Source organism: Xenorhabdus sp. SGI 60 (assembly GCF_056632175.1).
Map to the genome: position 1 here is coordinate 172,730 of NZ_CP196860.1, position 17,251 is coordinate 189,980.

Genomic DNA, 17,251 nt, shown 5'->3' on the forward strand with positions numbered 1-17,251 from the left:
ACTGATTGGGTATAAATAAATGCAAGCGCAGGAATATAAGATCCCGCATAGTATACACGGATACGTTAATCCATGCAGCGCTACAATACATGCCAACAGGTATTTCACCAAAATATTTTCTTAACAAACGGGGATTAATGAGATTTTTTGCGAAACATTTTCAGCAAAAATAATCGGTTGCAGAAATTGCACATTTACTTTTCGAAACGCCTCGCAAACTTCTTTTTTGCCACTTGGTAAAAATTCTCCTGCTTTTTATTCTCTGCCCATGTCTTGGGAATCAGTCTGGGAATCAATTTTTAGGAAGCCGTTTTAAGGAAACCAAGGAGCAAGGATGCTTAATTTTCTCATCAGTTTTTTAATAACAGTATGGATATTGCTATCTGGTATACCAATGGCATTCGCAAACAAGGTTCAGTGTCCTGACTGGTCACAAGAAAAATTTCAGTATGAAATTAATCAACTGAAACAGCAGGTGGCTAAATGGGATTATCTTTATCGCCAGCAGGGAATTAGTGAAATAGATGATGAAATTTACGATCAATTATTGGAAACCTTGAGAATTTGGCAAAGTTGTTTAAATCACGGATCAGACAGCGCTTTACTCGATGTTAGCCCTGTTGCCGATACTTCTGTGATCCCTGTGCTTTCATCTGAGATACAGTCAGGGAAACAGCTTCATCCTGTCCAGCATACAGGCTTGCTTAAGTTGAAAGGAATACAGGAGATTCGACAGTGGTTGCAGGGACGCACCGGGGTGTGGCTGCAACCTAAAATCGATGGTGTTGCGGCTACTTTGGTGTATGAAAAAGGTCAATTAGTGCAGTTAATCAGCCGGGGTGATGGTATTGAAGGAATAGACTGGATGGATAAAAGCGCGTTTATTCCCAGTATTCCTCAGCGGATTAAAAATGCCCCTGAACATTTGGTATTACAAGGTGAACTTTTCTGGCAGCAGAAACAGCATCGACAGTTTATTGAGGGGAGTCAGGGAGCGCGCAGTAAAGTTGCGGGCTTAATGATACGTAAAACTCCAGCACCGGAACTGAAACAAGTTGGTATTTTTATTTGGGGCTGGCCGGATGGGCCAAATGAAATGGCGGTGAAACTGGAAAAATTGGCAGAAATGGGTTTCCCCATCACACAGCAATATAGCCACCCCATTGCCACAGCAGAAGATGCCGAAAAAAGATGGAAAGATTATTTTGTCCGACCCCTCCCTTTTGCTACGGATGGTGTTGTGTTACGCCAAGAGGTTGAACCGACCGGCCGGCAATGGCGAGCCGCATCAAACAGTTGGGCGATTGCATGGAAATATCCACTGCGGCAGCAAATGACAACTGTAAAAGGTGTTAATTTCACAATAGGCCGGACAGGGAGAATATCCGTTGTATTAGAGCTGGAAAAAGTAAAGGTGGATGATCGACAGGTGAGTCGAGTCAACATCGGTTCGATCAAACGTTGGACCCAGTGGAATGTCTATCCTGGCGATAAAATTACGGTAGCATTGGCGGGGCATGGTATCCCCAAACTCGATAAAGTGGTGTGGCGTATGGCGGAACGCCCAGATATTCAACCACCTAATGAGCAGGATTATCATTTCCTGAGCTGCCTGACATTCGATCATCAAAATAAAATTAATGATGATCATTATTGCCAGCAACAGTTTATCGCTCGCCTGACATGGCTTGGGGAAAAATTGAAAATGAAAGGCATTGGACAAGGAACGTGGTCAGCGTTGGTAAAACATGGTCTGGTGGCAAATTTAACGGATTGGCTGGATTTGGATAAGGAAAAGCTTGAGAGAGTGACCAATATTGGAAATAAACGTGCAGAATTGATCTTCTCCCAATTTCAACAGGCAAGGTTACAGCCACTTTCGCTATGGTACGAAGCCATTGGCCTGCCTTATGCCAAGCACTTTACGGATAAACAAGCAGATAAACGGGGATGGCAGTGGGAAACGATATTATCCGATGCAAAAACGAAAAACGCATTAACAGTAAAACAAAGAGAAAAAATCTTGGCCTTTTTACAGCATCCTGAGATTAAAGTGGTAATTCATATTTTGTCTTTACGGGACATTGAGAATAAACAAGAGATATTAAGTGAATAGGGGCAAAAGGCTGCCCCTGAGGTTCGGTATGGTATCAGTGGTCTGTGCCATCGTAATTGAAGATAGGTAAACCAAGGCGATAACGAATAGCAATTAATCGTGCAGCTAGTCCCGCAACAAGCGTAATCAAGATGACGCTGTTCGGGGGTAATGGCGTATGCTGTAAGGCAATATAAAGCCAGGCGGCGGCAAAAGAGACACCGGCATAAATCTCTTTTTGGAATACCAAAGGGATGGTATTACAAAACATATCGCGCAATACGCCACCAAAAACGCCAGTGATGACGGCGGCAATCGCGGCAATAATCGGGCTGTAGTGCATATCCAACGCGATTTGGGCACCGATGATGGAGAAGACGATTAAGCCAATGGCATCAAGAATGAGAAACAGACGGCGTAGATGTTTCATCATGGGGGCAACCCAGATAGTGAGTACGGCAGCGCAGGCAACGGTCACTATATACTCTGGATTTTTTACCCAGCCGAGGGGATAGTGCCCCAAAATAATATCACGGACGGTGCCACCACCGATGGCTGTCACGGAAGCAATAATGATAACGCCGAATACATCCATTTTTCGACGACCTGCGGCTAGGGCACCTGTCATGGCTTCAGCCGTAATACCAATGATATAAAGGACACTGAGTAACATAAATTTAATTACATGAAATATAACGTAGAAGTAAAGGGTACTGTTGAAATAATAACGTTTCGACTGAAATTTTTTAGCTGAATTTGAATAAAATTAGTTTTTATTATCCGAAACCCCGCAAAATGAGGCAGTAAAATGGTTTTTAAGGAACGTCAGATTACATTCGATAGCCGTAGCCATCAGATAACTAATATAAATGTTTGGACGCCAGACAGCCAATGGTTGGTATACGATGTTCGTCCCGATGGTGCATCTTTTACCGGTTTAACGATAGAAAAAATTCATGTTAATCATGGGCAAACTGAAATTATCTATCAGGCAAAGGATGGCGCTCATGTCGGCGTGGTGACGGTAAGTCCGCAAGAGCCTGTTCGTTATGCCTTTATTCATGGCCCGGAAAAACCAGATGCACAGTGGCAATATGATTTTCATCATCGCCGTGGTGTCATTGTTTCCGATATACAGCCAAATGTGGCAATTAACATTGATGCTATGGATATTACTTCACCTTATACCGCTGGCGCTTTGCGCGGTGGAACACATGTCCACGTTTTCAGTCCCGATGGCAGTCGTCTAAGTTTTACCTACAATGATCATGTGATGCACGAGTTAGATCCTGCGCTTGATTTACGTAATGTGGCGGTGGCCGTTCCTTTGCGAGCTGTAATGCCAGCCAAAAAACATTCGAGAGAATATGGTGGTAGCTATTTCTCGGTTGTGGTTAGCGAGACTACGGCTTGTCCGCGCCCCGGCAGTGATGACATCAATCGAGCTTATGAAGAAGGATGGATTGGACAGCGAGGATATCGCAAAGATAATGGTCAATGGCAGCGTTGGGCATTGGCTTTTATTGGGGATACATACGCCACCAATGGCGAAAAAATATCGGAAATTTATCTCGTTGATCTGCCAGAAAACAACGCTGAATATGCCATTGCGGGCGGTCAACCTTTGGCTGGTACAGAAACAACATTACCGGCACCGCCTGCGGGAGTGAAACAGAAACGCCTGACTTTTACGCACGATAATCGCTGGCCGGGAGTGGTGAAGGTTCCACGTCATTGGCTAAGAACATCGCCGGATGGCAATAAAATCTGTTTTCTGATGAAAGATGAAAAAGGGATTGTCCAGCTATGGTATATCTCACCAAATGGTGGTGAACCCATGCAGATAACTTACAGCAAAAACAGCATACAATCTGCATTTAGCTGGGATAGCCGTGGGCTGTTTATTGCCTGTGTTTGTGATAATAGTGTTGTTCTCTGTGATAGCCAGACTGGAAAAATGCAGCGCTTAACAGAGCACACTGATGATGCCCCTTCCGCTGATGCGATAGTGATATCACCGGATGATCGCTATGTCGCTTTTATGCGTGATATTGACGGTTACCGACAAATATTTGTGGTGGAAACAGGGATAAACTGAAAACAGGGTACACAAATAGAGCAAAATGGGCATTGCCGATTAATGGTGATGCCCGATAATACGCTGATATCGCCCATAGTTTTTATTCTAAGTATCGTGGTCTACAATTTCTGGTTCTGGTGTAGGCAATATGACGATTGGCGTTTTATCGAGCTGCTCTATACGATGTTTGGGGGATTGCTCTGCGCTATCTTGATCGGAACGAGCATAATCGTAGGGAAGCAGAAGCGTGTCTAAGAAGGCAGAAAACGGCAGGTCGATCGCAAGCAAGGGTTTCATAAGCCATCCGGTTTTGTCATCTTGCAACATGCCAATATTGGCTTTTGCTCCAGAATAATAACCTTGATAGGGACCGCTGTGGGTCATGATGCTGGAACAGCCAGTAACCAGTAACCACCCTAATGTGGTACATAGTAATAGAAGTACTTTACAATTTTTCATCGTTTCCATGATCTCAATGAGTTAATTTGCCAATGTCCAGATACTTTATTCGCTATTAACGCCACTTTTCCAAAGCATGACGGGTATTTTAAAGCTATTTACCCTTTAATGCTGTTTACCTTTTAATACTATTTACTATAGTCAGGTAATATTTAGTTTGCTATAGCATTTATCGCTAAAAAGCACATAATATGTGGTTTAAAACACATAACTTACTGTTAATTCGTGCCAATATTTAATTGGTGGTAAGCCATCATTTATGGGGAACAAGGGAAAATGACTAATTTTCCGAATGATTAACCTTTGGTAAAGGAAGCGGGTCATGAGTGATATTGCACTGACAATGAGCTTGCTGGCACTGTCTGCCGCATTGGGGTTATGGATAGGCAACTGGCGAATACGGGGTATTGGTCTTGGAATTGGTGGGGTTTTGTTTGGTGGGATTATAATTGGCCATTTTGCCCAGATGTATTCTCAGTCTCTCAGTAATGACATGCTGCATTTTATTCAGGAATTTGGCTTAATTCTGTTTGTTTATACTATTGGTATTCAAGTTGGGCCGGGCTTTTTTTCTTCCCTGCGGGTCTCTGGCCTTAAATTAAATGGTCTTGCTGTCCTGATTGTTATTATTGGTGGATTAGTTGCTGCAATTATTCACAAATTGTTTGATGTTCCTTTACCCATTATTTTGGGTATTTTTTCCGGTGCAGTGACAAATACGCCATCTTTAGGGGCAGGGCAGCAAATTCTGGCAGATTTAGGATCTGACCCTTCACTGGTTAGTCAAATGGGTATGGGATATGCGATGGCTTATCCTATGGGAATTTGCGGTATTTTGCTGGTTATGTGGTTGGTTCGCCTTGTTTTCAGAGTCAGAATTGAACAGGAGGCCAATTCGTTTGATAACCAGAACAATCAGAGGCGAGAACTGCTCCAGATAATGAATATCGCTGTATGTAATCCAAATTTAAATGGATTAATGATGCAAGATATTCCGTTGCTCAATCATAATGATGCAGTGGTATGCTCCCGCCTAAAACGGCAGGATTTGTTGATGGTTCCCCAACCAACTACCGTGATTCAGAGTGGGGATCTGCTTTATTTAGTAGGGCAGCGGGAAGCGTTGAATCAGGTCAGGCTGGTCATTGGGGAAGAGGTTGATGTTTCCTTATCTACTGCCAGTGATATTTTTCAATCCGTTAGGGTTGTGGTGACGAATGATGAAGTATTGAGCCAGAGGCTTGGGGCGCTCAATTTAAAACAGAAATATGATGTTGTCGTTACACGCCTTAATCGTGCAGGAATTGAACTGGTTGCCAGTAATAATGCCAGTTTACAGTTCGGCGATATCCTGAATATTGTCGGTCGTCCTGAAGCTGTAGAAGCTGTCACAAAGCTTTTGGGTAACTCACAGCAAAAACTCCAGCAAGTTCAGATGTTGCCTGTATTTATTGGAATAGGGTTAGGGGTTTTATTAGGTTCGATTCCTCTGTTTATTCCTGGTTTTCCAGCCGCATTACGCTTGGGGTTAGCGGGAGGGCCTTTGGTCATTGCGTTAATTTTGGGACGGATTGGCACGATCGGTAAACTTTATTGGTTTATGCCTCCCAGTGCGAACCTTGCATTACGCGAATTGGGGATTGTTATGTTTCTGGCGGTCGTAGGGCTGAAATCTGGCGGTAATTTTATTAATACACTGGTGCATGGCGAAGGGCTGGCATGGATTGGTTATGGTGCATTGATAACAATAGTCCCCCTGTTAGTTGTAAGCCTGCTGGCACGTGTTGTTATAAAAATGAATTATCTCAGCTTATGCGGGGTGCTGGCAGGTGCCATGACAGATCCTCCCGCCCTGGCTTTTGCTAATGGAATTCATAGCACCAGTGGGGCGGCGGCGTTGTCATATGCGACAGTTTATCCATTGGCAATGTTTTTAAGGATTATGTCTCCCCAAATTTTGGCCGTTATTTTCTGGGCCTTATGATTTAGTTCATTAAGTATAATTGTTTGATTCATTAAATGTGCTTTAGATCACAGAATGCGGGTCAATTATCTTAATTTGGCTTCAATTTGAGATAGTAGAGGCAATTTAAAGTAAAAAATCCCTGCTTATTCAATTCATTAGAATAATATTTTTCTGGTTAAATATACGCAGTTCAGGGAAGGTATAAAAACAAGGAGTGTTTTCCTTTCCTATTGTGTGTGAAGGATTCTTTTGGGATTCTAATAACTACTGTCCTGTTCGCAGGTAAAAGTCCTCGTTATCATCTTGCTCCCTCCCCCTAAAATGAGGGAGCTTTTTTTTATTTTATTGCTAAGGACAGATTGCGATGTAAGATCAGCGTCCTGCATCTTGATGTGCTATTTCAATCTCTTCAGACAGAATACGAATACCTTCTTCGATCTTCTCAATATCAGGAACATAGTTCATTCGCATACATTGATGGGCATGCGACCAATCGTGTTCCAGTCCCGGAAAGAAGAAATGTCCCGGCACCATCAGCACGTTGCGTTTCTTCAACCGTTGATAAAGCTCTTCTGTCGTGATTGGTAAGTCTCTGAACCAGAGCCAGAGAAATATGGCACCTTCCGGTTTATGGATAAGGCAGCGATCTTCCGAGATGTGGCGACGAATGATGGTAATCACGTTATCTACCCGCTGTTTGTAAAACGGTTGAATAACATTTTGTGACAGGCGGAACAGATCGTTACGTTTAATCATTTCCAGAGCGATGGCCGGCCCTACCCCTCCAGGAGACAAGCTGATAATGCCATTCATGTTACTGATAGCATTGATGATTTTTTCATTGGCGATGATGATACCGCAACGGGAGCCTGGTAGTCCGAGTTTGGACAGACTCATGCACAAAATAACATTGTGATTCCACAGCGGCGTAGCTTCGTTGAAGATAATACCGGGGAAGGGTACACCGTAGGCATTGTCTATCAATAAGGGGATTTGATGCTGTTGAGCCAGACTATCCAGGCGCAGTAATTCTTCATCGGTGATCACATTACCGGTTGGGTTAGTGGGACGAGAGACGCAAATCAGGTTAATGTCTTCGGTAATATTCAGGTTATCGAAATCAACGTGATATTTGAATTGACCGTTGGGTAGTAATTCAATATTCGGTTTATTAGCAACAAATAATCCTTCATCCAAACCTGAATCGGAATAGCCAATATATTCTGGAGCAAGAGGAAATAAAACGCGCTTCATTGAACCATCTTCAGCGCGACCGGCCAATAAGTTAAACAGATAGAAAAAGGCGCTTTGGCTGCCATTGGTCAGGGCAATATTCTGTGGGTGGATATCCCAGTCGAGCTTTTCTCTTAGCTCCTGGGCCAATGCCGCTATTAAGGTGTTTTTCCCTTGTGGCCCGTCATAGTTACATAGTGTTTCGCTTAATTGACCGTCTAACGCCATGTCAGTCAATATCTGCTGGAAATAGGCATCCATTTCTGGGATATGTGCAGGATTGCCACCGCCTAACATAATTGCGCCAGGTGTTCTCAGGCCCTGATTGAGATCCTCCATCAGACGGGTAATCCCTGAATCTTGTGTAAATTTGTTTCCGAATTGCGAAAATTTCATAGTGGCGTTTGCGTCTGTTTTTGTATGAGAAGAAAACACCATACCCTGCACACTATCAGGGCGCAATGGGGTAAAACGGATATTCTGCTTCTGTATCGTTTGTTTTTTCTTTTTTTAATTTTAATAACTGGATATTTTGTGTTTAATCCAGTTTTATTTTTTAAGGCTGATATTTAATTGTTTTTGTTTTTATCACTAATTTTAATTTTTTACTAATTTTAATTTTTTACTACAGTCACTTATTTCCGACATAAACAATTTATGAGGTGATCATTGACCAAACCTGCTGCCTGCATAAAAGCGTAGCAGGTGGTGCTACCAATAAATTTAAATCCCCGTTTTTTCAACTCTTTTGCAAGTGCATCGGAATTGGCTGTTTTGGCAGGAACTTCTGATAAATTTTGCCAATGATTCATTTGGGGAGAGTGATCAACGAAACGCCAGATAAAAGCGCTGAAGTCTTCACCTTGTTCAGCTATTTTCAGATAAGCGCGGGCATTGTGAATAATGGCATTGATTTTGCCACGATTACGCACGATGGCCGGTTCTTCCATCAGTCTTTCAACGTCTGTTTCATCCATTTTGGCTATTTTGACCGGATCAAACTGATGAAAACATTTTCGATAACCTTCCCGTTTTTTCAGGATGGTAAACCATGATAAACCTGCTTGTTGTCCTTCCAGACAAAGCAGTTCGAAAAGTTGTTGGCTATCTCTTAAAGGGATTCCCCATTCGTTGTCGTGATAGGCCAGATAATCAGGGTCGGATGTTACCCAACCACAGCGCGTTATTTCCTTGTCCATGAATTGAACTTACCTCAAATAGTGGTTGATAATGACCCTAATTTTAGCTGTATAAATATACAAATAAAGCGACCTGAATAAGATTTTTTTATACTACGATAAAATTGAGGGTGATCAGTGCTGTATATCTTACGTCCAAAGGGTATACTGACCTCTTTCGTTTAAATTCATATGCATCGCATGCGGGTTCAACATGCAAAAGTTTGATACCAAAACCTTTCAGGGACTCATCCTGACATTACAGGATTACTGGGCGCGTCAAGGCTGTACCATTGTCCAACCACTGGATATGGAAGTCGGCGCAGGAACCTCTCATCCTATTACCTGTCTGCGTGCTTTGGGACCAGAGCCTATTGCAGCAGCTTATGTGCAACCTTCTCGTCGTCCAACTGACGGTCGTTATGGCGAAAACCCAAACCGCCTCCAGCACTACTATCAATTTCAGGTTATCATCAAGCCATCTCCAGATAACATTCAGGAACTCTATCTTGGTTCCTTGAAAGCGTTAGGGCTAGATCCGACTGTTCATGATATCCGCTTTGTTGAAGATAACTGGGAAAACCCAACTCTGGGCGCATGGGGGCTGGGTTGGGAAGTCTGGTTGAACGGTATGGAAGTCACCCAGTTCACCTACTTTCAGCAAGTTGGTGGCCTTGAATGTAAGCCAGTAACGGGCGAAATTACTTACGGGTTGGAACGTCTTGCGATGTATATTCAAGGCGTGGATAGCGTTTACGATCTGGTATGGAGCGATGGCCCGTTGGGTAAAACCACCTATGGAGACATTTACCACCAGAATGAGGTTGAACAGTCTACTTACAACTTCGAGTACGCCGATGTGGATTTTCTGTTTACCTGCTTTGAGCAATACGAAAAAGAGGCACAGGAATTACTGGCGCTGGAAACTCCGCTGCCATTGCCGGCTTATGAGCGCATTTTAAAAGCGGGCCATACCTTCAATTTGCTGGATGCCCGCAAAGCGATTTCCGTGACTGAACGTCAGCGCTATATCCTGCGCATCCGTACCCTGACCAAAGCGGTTGCTGAAGCTTATTATGCCTCCCGCGAGGCGCTTGGCTTCCCTATGTGTAACAAGAAATAAGAGGCCATCATGATTCAACAGACTTTCCTTGTGGAAATCGGCACAGAAGAGCTGCCACCAAAGGCGCTGCGTTCATTGGCTGAATCTTTTGCGGCCAATTTTGAAGCCGAACTGAATAACGCCAATCTGGGTCATGGTGAAGTTAGCTGGTTTGCGGCTCCTCGTCGTTTGGCACTGAAAGTAACCAATTTGGCGGCAGCACAGGCTGATCGTGAAGTTGAAAAGCGTGGCCCTGCAATTGCTCAGGCGTTCGATGCAGAAGGTAAACCAACCAAAGCCGCAGAAGGTTGGGCGCGTGGTTGCGGTATCACCGTTGATCAGGCTGAACGCATGGTAACGGACAAGGGGGAATGGCTGCTTTATCGTGCTCAAGTTAAAGGCCGCGAAGCAAAAGTGCTGCTGGCGGATATGGTGAGCAGTGCTCTGAGTAAGTTGCCGATCCCTAAGCTGATGCGTTGGGGCGATAAACAGACCCAGTTTGTTCGTCCGGTACATACGGTCACCATGCTGCTGGGCAGCGAAGTGGTTGAAGGTGAAATTCTGGGTATTCAATCGGATCGAATTATTCGTGGTCACCGCTTTATGGGTGAGGCGGAATTTACCATTGAGAACGCACAGCAGTATCCAGCTATTTTGCAGGAGCGTGGTCGGGTTATCGCGGATTATGAAGTTCGTAAGGCGATGATCAAGCGTGATGCCGAACAGGCCGCAATGCAGCTTGGTGGTGTAGCGGATCTGAGCGACAGTTTGTTGGAAGAAGTGGCTTCGCTGGTGGAATGGCCGGTTGTACTGACGGCGAAATTCGAAGAAAAATTCCTGCAAGTTCCTGCTGAAGCGCTGGTTTATACCATGAAAGGTGACCAGAAATATTTTCCGGTTTACGACAAGGCCGGCAAATTGATGGCGAACTTTATTTTTGTCACCAATATTGAATCTTCTGATCCTCAGCAAATTATTTCCGGTAACGAAAAAGTGGTTCGCCCACGTTTGGCGGATGCGGAATTCTTCTTCAAGACTGACCGTAAACAACGTTTAGAAGACAACCTGCCGCGTTTGGGAACCGTACTGTTCCAGAAACAATTGGGTACTCTGCGTGACAAAACAGATCGCATTCAAGCCCTGTCTGGCTGGATTGCGGAAAAAATCGGTGCAGATGTCAATCATGCAACGCGTGCGGGTTTATTGTCCAAATGTGACCTGATGACCAATATGGTGTTCGAATTCACCGATACGCAGGGCGTGATGGGGATGCACTATGCACGTCATGATGGCGAAGCGGAAGATGTGGCGCTGGCACTGAATGAGCAGTATCAGCCACGTTTCTCTGGTGATGCACTGCCATCAACAGGCGTTTCCTGTGCCGTTGCCATTGCAGATAAAATGGATACCTTGGCTGGGATCTTCGGGATTGGTCAGCATCCGAAAGGGGATAAAGACCCGTTTGCTTTGCGCCGTGCGGCACTGGGTGTTCTGCGCATTATCGTTGAGAAAAAATTACCTCTTGACCTCCAAACGTTGGCAGAAGAAGCGGTGTGTTTGTATGGGGACAAGCTGACCAACGAAAAAGCGGTGGATGATGTGGTTGAGTTTATGCTCGGCCGTTTCCGCGCTTGGTATCAAGAGCTGGGGTATAGCGTTGATACTATTCAGGCGGTACTGGCACGTCGTCCGACTCAACCGGCAGATTTTGATGCCCGAATGAAAGCGGTTACGCATTTCCGTACTCTGGATGCAGCCGTTTCGCTGGCGGCAGCCAATAAACGCGTTTCCAACATCCTGGCGAAATCAGCAGAACCGTTGAATGATACTGTCCTTGCTTCCGTGTTGAAAGCGGCAGAAGAGATCCAACTGGCGACACACCTTGCAGTGTTGAAGGAAAAGCTGGCTCCTCTGTTTGCCGAAGGAAACTATCAGGATGCGTTGGTTGAATTGGCTTCCCTGCGTGAAGTGGTAGATGCGTTCTTCGATAGTGTGATGGTTATGGATGAAGACAGCCAAGTCAGGATCAATCGCTTGACGTTATTAAGTGAATTGCGTGACCTGTTCTTGCGTGTTGCCGATATTTCCCTGCTCCAGTAATAGGCTATATCGTTCATATTGGATGGTTTATGGTCAACTAACCACATATCTTTAAAAAGGTATTGACGGTTGGTGGCTCTGGCAGTAAGATTCGGCTCGTTTTCGGCGAGTAGCGCAGCTTGGTAGCGCAACTGGTTTGGGACCAGTGGGTCGGAGGTTCGAATCCTCTCTCGCCGACCAGCATCTAGAAACCCTGCTCTTATGAGCGGGGTTTTTTCTTATATATCAGATAAATATATATTAAATAAAATAGTTTGCTATTTTCTTACAAGTCTACAGTCGGGCATTAATTATTCGAATGCCATATTCCGAAAAGACAGTATCAGCAGAAACCAGTGTTAACCCTTCCATTTGAGATTGTACAATGAGCATCCTATCAAAAGGATCTCCATGATGACGTGGTAAATCACCTGCACTTTCTGCATGAGCATGTGTTATTGATAAAGGAATAAAATTATTTTTTTCCATGATAATATCGAAATCAGCATTGAACTTTAGTTTTCCCAATGCACGTTTTATCGAAATTTCCCAAGGAGTCACTGCGCTGACAAATACGCTATTTGTCCCTTTGCTGAGTATACTTCTTGTCATTTTGCCTAAAGATGGATCATCCGTTATCCACCAGATTAGCGTGTGGGTATCTAATAAAAGCCGTTTCATAAAGATCCTTCAAACATTTCCTGTATATCGTGATCAGCTTCGTAAAATTGTTCATCTATGCTAACAGTATTTTCGAATCCTCCAGGTATTCTATCTGATTGATTAATAGGGACTAGCTGGACATAAGGTTTTCCAGATTTAGCAATAATAACAATTTCACCATCAACAGCTTTATCTGCCAGTTGGCTCAAGTGTGTTTTCGCCTCGTGCATATTGGCTTGAATAGTCATGCTTTCTCTCCATTAGCTAAGTTAGCTAAGGTTATATTGTAGTCAATTTTGAGCAAAATATCATCACTAATGTTCATCTAAGTAATATATTGGTCATTTCAGAAAGAAACTGGGCATAAGGAATAATTATTTTTCTCTATTTATTATGCTGTTATAAATTTCCACCTTTTTATAAGCTATATTGCCTATTATTTAAGCATCTGGTCACAAATTCAAATTTATCATCACCAGGGATTAATTCTTTCCATTCGCTTAATTTTTGGTTTATTTGTCTATTTCATGTGCTTTCCGTCATGTTTTTTAACCATGATTGTTAATAATTCTTTTCTTTTGTGTTTTTCTTATGTTTCTGCTGTTGTGTTTGATGATGTTGACGTCAGGCATAACAATTGATTAATTGATAAGCGAAAAATAATAAAACAAGTTAAACATCATAAACATCACAAACGGGGTTTAAGTCATGACGATCTCCAAAAAAAAACAGTCCAGTCTATTAAAACTGGGAATTGGCCTTGTCGCACTGGCTGTTACAGCCAGTATTCAGGCAAAAACGTTGGTCTACTGCTCTGAAGGTTCTCCTGAAGGCTTCAACCCACAGTTATTCACTTCTGGTACAACTTATGATGCAACTTCCAGACAGATCTATAACCGTCTGGTAGATTTTAAAGCAGGGACAACCAACATCGTTCCAAGTCTGGCCGACAGCTGGGATGTGAGTGACGATGGTAAGGTTTATACCTTCCATTTGCGTAAAGGAGTGAAATGGCATAGCAATAAGGAATTCAAACCTACCCGTGATTTTAATGCTGATGATGTGATTTTTACTTTTATGCGCCAGAAAGATAAAAATCATCCGTACCATCAGGTTTCGGGAGGCAGCTATGAATATTTCATCGGTATGGATATGGGAAATATCATCAGCAAAATAGAAAAAGTCGATGATTATACCGTTCGCTTTGTACTGTCACGCCCTGAAGCACCTTTCATCGCTAACCTGGCGATGGATTTTGCTTCGATTATGTCCAGGGAATACGCTGATGTGATGATGAAAGCGGGAACGCCTGAGAAAGTTGACCTGAATCCAATTGGTACAGGCCCATTCCAGTTAGTGCAATACCAAAAAGACTCCCGAATTCTCTATAAAGCCTTTAAGGATTATTGGGAAGGGCCAGCAAAAATCGACCGCTTAGTCTTTTCCATTACTCCTGATGCTTCTGTGCGTTATGCAAAATTGCAGAAAAACGAATGCCAGATTATGCCGTATCCAAACCCTGCGGATATATCCCGCATGAAGCAGGATAAAAATATCGTCTTGACGGAACAGGCTGGCTTGAATGTGGGTTATCTTTCTTTCAATGTCACCAAGCCGCCACTGGATAATGTGAAAGTGCGCCAGGCACTGGCAATAGCAGTGAACAAAGATGCCATCATTGAGGCTGTATATCAGGGCGCTGGGCAGAAAGCGAAAAACCTGATCCCACCGACCATGTGGGGCTATGACACAGATATCAAAGACTACTCCTATGATACCGCCAAGGCTAAGGAACTGTTGAACGAAGCCGGCTTCCCGAATGGTTTCGAAACCGATCTGTGGGCGATGCCAGTACAGCGTCCGTATAACCCGAATGCCCGTCGTATGGCGGAAATGATTCAGGCAGATTGGGCGAAAATTGGTGTCAAAGCTAAGATTGTCAGCTATGAATGGGGTGAATACCTGAAACGAGCTAAAGATGGTGAACCGAAAACGGTGATGATGGGGTGGACAGGGGACAATGGTGACCCTGATAACTTCTTCGGCACTTTGTTTAGTTGTGCAGCTAAAGAGAAAGGTTCTAACTATTCAAAATGGTGTTACAAGCCATTTGAGGACGCAATCCAACCCGCGCGTACAACTGCTGACGTTAACAAGCGTACGGCACTTTATAAGCAAGCGCAGGTTGTTATGCATGAACAAGTTCCTGCATTGATCATCGCTCACTCCACGGTTTATGAACCAGTCCGTAAAGAAGTGAAAGGATATGTGGTTGATCCACTGGGCAGACATCTTTTCTATGACGTTGATCTCAAATAATTCTTGCTGTTGAACTGTTGTGATTAACCATCCCCACAGAAAGATCTGGGGGATGGTTTCGCTTCTCTGATGGGCAAGTCGACTCTGTAGACACCAAACGGTCCGAAGAGCCGTACTGGTATTTAAAAAGGGAACTCAGGATATGCTGCAATTTATCCTCCGGCGTTTGGGATTAGTGATCCCGACGTTTATTGGTATTACGCTGCTGACTTTCGCGTTTGTGCACATGATACCGGGTGATCCCGTGCTGATTATGGCGGGAGAGCGAGGTATTTCTGCTGAACGCCATGCCCAATTAATGGCTGCAATGGGGTTAGATAAACCTCTCTGGGAGCAATATCTTCATTACATCAATGGCGTATTGCATGGTGATTTGGGGATCTCGTTGAAAAGCCGCATTCCTGTATGGGATGAGTTTGTCCCACGTTTTAAAGCGACTTTTGAATTGGGCATCTGTGCCATGTTATTTGCCATCGCTGTCGGTATTCCGGTGGGGGTATTGGCGGCAGTTAAACGGGGTTCTGTCTTTGATCACACCGCGATTGGCTTGTCATTGACCGGCTACTCCATGCCAATTTTCTGGTGGGGGATCATGCTGATCATGCTGGTTTCCGTTCACTGGAACTTGACCCCTGTTTCTGGCCGCATCGCTGATAGTGTGTTTATTGATGACAGCAATCCCCTCACGGGTTTTATGCTGATCGATACGCTGATTTGGGGCGAGGAGGGCGATTTCACCGATGCTGTCATGCACATGATCCTACCGGCTATTGTACTGGGAACGATCCCGTTAGCCGTCATCGTGCGCATGACACGTTCTTCCATGCTAGAAGTGCTGGGCGAAGATTATATCCGTACTGCCAGGGCAAAAGGACTGAGTCGTATTCGTGTCATTATCGTCCATGCACTGCGTAATGCGCTGTTACCTGTCGTCACGGTGATTGGTCTGCAAGTCGGTATCATGTTGGCGGGTGCCATTCTGACCGAAACCATTTTCTCATGGCCAGGATTAGGACGTTGGCTGATTGATGCCCTGCAACGTCGTGACTATCCGGTGGTACAGGGCGGAGTATTGTTAGTGGCAACCATGATTATTCTGGTCAATCTGGTGGTTGATTTGTTGTACGGCATCGTCAATCCGCGCATTCGTCATAAGAAATAGGAGCACATGATGACTCAAACAACTGAGCCTGTCGTATCGGGTGCACCGAAATTAATGACGCCGATACAGGAATTTTGGCACTACTTTAAGCGCAACAAAGGCGCAGTAATTGGTCTTGTCTATATTATCCTGATGCTGCTGATTGCATTATTGGCGGGGGTATTAGCTCCACATGGTCCGGCAGAACAGTTTCGTGATTCCTTGTTAATGCCTCCGGTATGGCAGGAAGACGGAAGCTGGCAATTTATTCTCGGCACTGATGATGTTGGGCGCGATATTCTGTCCCGCCTGATGTATGGGGCACGCCTTTCATTGTTGGTTGGCTGTCTGGTGGTAGTGATGTCACTCATCATGGGCATCATTCTGGGATTATTGGCCGGATATTTCGGCGGTGTGGTAGATACCATTATCATGCGTATCGTCGACATTATGTTGGCCTTGCCTAGCCTGCTGCTGGCATTGGTGCTGGTGGCGATCTTTGGTCCATCAATTATTAATGCGTCCCTGGCACTCACTTTTGTCGCCCTGCCTCACTATATCCGCTTAACAAGAGCGGCGGTACTGGTGGAAGTTAACCGCGATTATGTGACGGCTTCCCAAGTGGCGGGTGCGGGAGCCATACGCCAGATGTTCATCAATATCCTGCCAAACTGCCTTGCCCCGTTGATTGTGCAAGCGTCATTAGGGTTTTCGAACGCTATTCTTGATATGGCGGCCTTGGGGTTTCTGGGAATGGGAGCACAGCCACCAACTCCAGAATGGGGAACCATGTTGGCCGATGTTTTGCAATTTACCCAGAGTGCGTGGTGGGTTGTGACCTTTCCGGGGCTGGCTATCCTGTTGACGGTACTGGCATTTAACCTGATGGGAGACGGGTTGCGCGATGCACTTGATCCCAAACTCAAGCAGTAGGGG

General features: G+C 44.5%; 14 protein-coding genes and 1 tRNA gene. 9 read left to right on the forward strand and 6 right to left on the reverse strand.

What is annotated here, in order from left to right; translation table 11 throughout:
• Nucleotides 1-394 precede the first annotated feature (394 nt).
• Nucleotides 395-2,116 (forward strand): NAD-dependent DNA ligase LigB, encoded by a 1,722-nt coding sequence (ligB, locus tag ACSJJG_RS00780; RefSeq protein WP_481088119.1) that lies wholly within the window; start codon nucleotides 395-397, stop codon nucleotides 2,114-2,116.
• Nucleotides 2,117-2,150: 34 nt separating this feature from the next.
• Here the strand turns inward: ligB and ACSJJG_RS00785 are convergent, their stop codons facing one another.
• On the reverse strand, nucleotides 2,151-2,768 hold the full coding sequence (locus ACSJJG_RS00785; RefSeq protein ID WP_481088120.1) for a trimeric intracellular cation channel family protein: 618 nt from the start codon (nucleotides 2,766-2,768) through the stop codon (nucleotides 2,151-2,153).
• Between the two features lie 135 nt (nucleotides 2,769-2,903).
• Here ACSJJG_RS00785 and ACSJJG_RS00790 point away from each other — a divergent pair, with 135 nt between their 5' ends.
• A complete protein-coding gene (locus tag ACSJJG_RS00790; protein WP_481088121.1) occupies nucleotides 2,904-4,193 on the forward strand; it encodes a YidR family protein in 1,290 nt (429 codons plus the stop codon).
• A gap of 87 nt (nucleotides 4,194-4,280) precedes the next feature.
• Here the strand turns inward: ACSJJG_RS00790 and ACSJJG_RS00795 are convergent, their stop codons facing one another.
• Nucleotides 4,281-4,634: a YceK/YidQ family lipoprotein gene (locus tag ACSJJG_RS00795; protein ID WP_481088122.1), complete on the reverse strand. Its 354-nt coding sequence runs from the start codon at nucleotides 4,632-4,634 to the stop codon at nucleotides 4,281-4,283.
• Nucleotides 4,635-4,956: 322 nt separating this feature from the next.
• Between ACSJJG_RS00795 and ACSJJG_RS00800 the strand changes: the two genes are divergently transcribed.
• The gene (locus ACSJJG_RS00800) at nucleotides 4,957-6,618 is read left to right on the forward strand and encodes a putative transporter (RefSeq protein WP_481088123.1); all 1,662 of its coding nucleotides are present in this window, start codon (nucleotides 4,957-4,959) and stop codon (nucleotides 6,616-6,618) included.
• Between the two features lie 354 nt (nucleotides 6,619-6,972).
• Here ACSJJG_RS00800 and ACSJJG_RS00805 read toward each other — a convergent pair whose 3' ends face one another.
• Nucleotides 6,973-8,229, reverse strand: a complete 1,257-nt coding sequence (locus tag ACSJJG_RS00805) for a valine--pyruvate transaminase (protein WP_481088124.1) — start codon at nucleotides 8,227-8,229, stop codon at nucleotides 6,973-6,975.
• Nucleotides 8,230-8,468: 239 nt separating this feature from the next.
• Nucleotides 8,469-9,032: a DNA-3-methyladenine glycosylase I gene (locus tag ACSJJG_RS00810; RefSeq protein WP_481088125.1), complete on the reverse strand. Its 564-nt coding sequence runs from the start codon at nucleotides 9,030-9,032 to the stop codon at nucleotides 8,469-8,471.
• 193 nt (nucleotides 9,033-9,225) lie between these two features.
• Here ACSJJG_RS00810 and glyQ point away from each other — a divergent pair, with 193 nt between their 5' ends.
• The 3 genes from glyQ (at nucleotide 9,226) to ACSJJG_RS00825 (ending at nucleotide 12,393) form a co-directional block, all read left to right on the forward strand.
• On the forward strand, nucleotides 9,226-10,134 hold the full coding sequence (glyQ, locus tag ACSJJG_RS00815) for a glycine--tRNA ligase subunit alpha (RefSeq protein ID WP_481088126.1): 909 nt from the start codon (nucleotides 9,226-9,228) through the stop codon (nucleotides 10,132-10,134).
• Nucleotides 10,135-10,143: 9 nt separating this feature from the next.
• Nucleotides 10,144-12,213 (forward strand): glycine--tRNA ligase subunit beta, encoded by a 2,070-nt coding sequence (gene glyS, locus ACSJJG_RS00820; RefSeq protein ID WP_481088127.1) that lies wholly within the window; start codon nucleotides 10,144-10,146, stop codon nucleotides 12,211-12,213.
• Between the two features lie 103 nt (nucleotides 12,214-12,316).
• A tRNA-Pro gene (locus ACSJJG_RS00825) sits at nucleotides 12,317-12,393 on the forward strand.
• 93 nt (nucleotides 12,394-12,486) lie between these two features.
• On the opposite strand, the gene ACSJJG_RS00830 is transcribed toward ACSJJG_RS00825, so the two are convergent.
• Nucleotides 12,487-12,873 (reverse strand): type II toxin-antitoxin system VapC family toxin, encoded by a 387-nt coding sequence (locus ACSJJG_RS00830; protein ID WP_189759247.1) that lies wholly within the window; start codon nucleotides 12,871-12,873, stop codon nucleotides 12,487-12,489.
• Complete coding sequence (locus ACSJJG_RS00835) at nucleotides 12,870-13,103, reverse strand: type II toxin-antitoxin system Phd/YefM family antitoxin (protein ID WP_189759246.1); 234 nt, start codon at nucleotides 13,101-13,103, stop codon at nucleotides 12,870-12,872. The genes ACSJJG_RS00830 and ACSJJG_RS00835 overlap by 4 nt, the downstream gene beginning before the upstream one ends.
• 460 nt (nucleotides 13,104-13,563) lie before the next feature.
• Here ACSJJG_RS00835 and dppA point away from each other — a divergent pair, with 460 nt between their 5' ends.
• The 3 genes from dppA to dppC all read left to right on the forward strand — a co-directional run bounded on the left by dppA (nucleotide 13,564) and on the right by dppC (nucleotide 17,248).
• The gene (gene dppA / locus ACSJJG_RS00840; protein WP_481088128.1) at nucleotides 13,564-15,174 is read left to right on the forward strand and encodes a dipeptide ABC transporter periplasmic-binding protein DppA; all 1,611 of its coding nucleotides are present in this window, start codon (nucleotides 13,564-13,566) and stop codon (nucleotides 15,172-15,174) included.
• A 142-nt stretch (nucleotides 15,175-15,316) separates the two neighbouring features.
• Nucleotides 15,317-16,336 (forward strand): dipeptide ABC transporter permease DppB, encoded by a 1,020-nt coding sequence (gene dppB / locus ACSJJG_RS00845; RefSeq protein WP_481088129.1) that lies wholly within the window; start codon nucleotides 15,317-15,319, stop codon nucleotides 16,334-16,336.
• Nucleotides 16,337-16,345: 9 nt separating this feature from the next.
• The gene (gene dppC, locus ACSJJG_RS00850; RefSeq protein WP_481090342.1) at nucleotides 16,346-17,248 is read left to right on the forward strand and encodes a dipeptide ABC transporter permease DppC; all 903 of its coding nucleotides are present in this window, start codon (nucleotides 16,346-16,348) and stop codon (nucleotides 17,246-17,248) included.
• The last annotated feature ends 3 nt before the right edge of the window (nucleotides 17,249-17,251 follow it).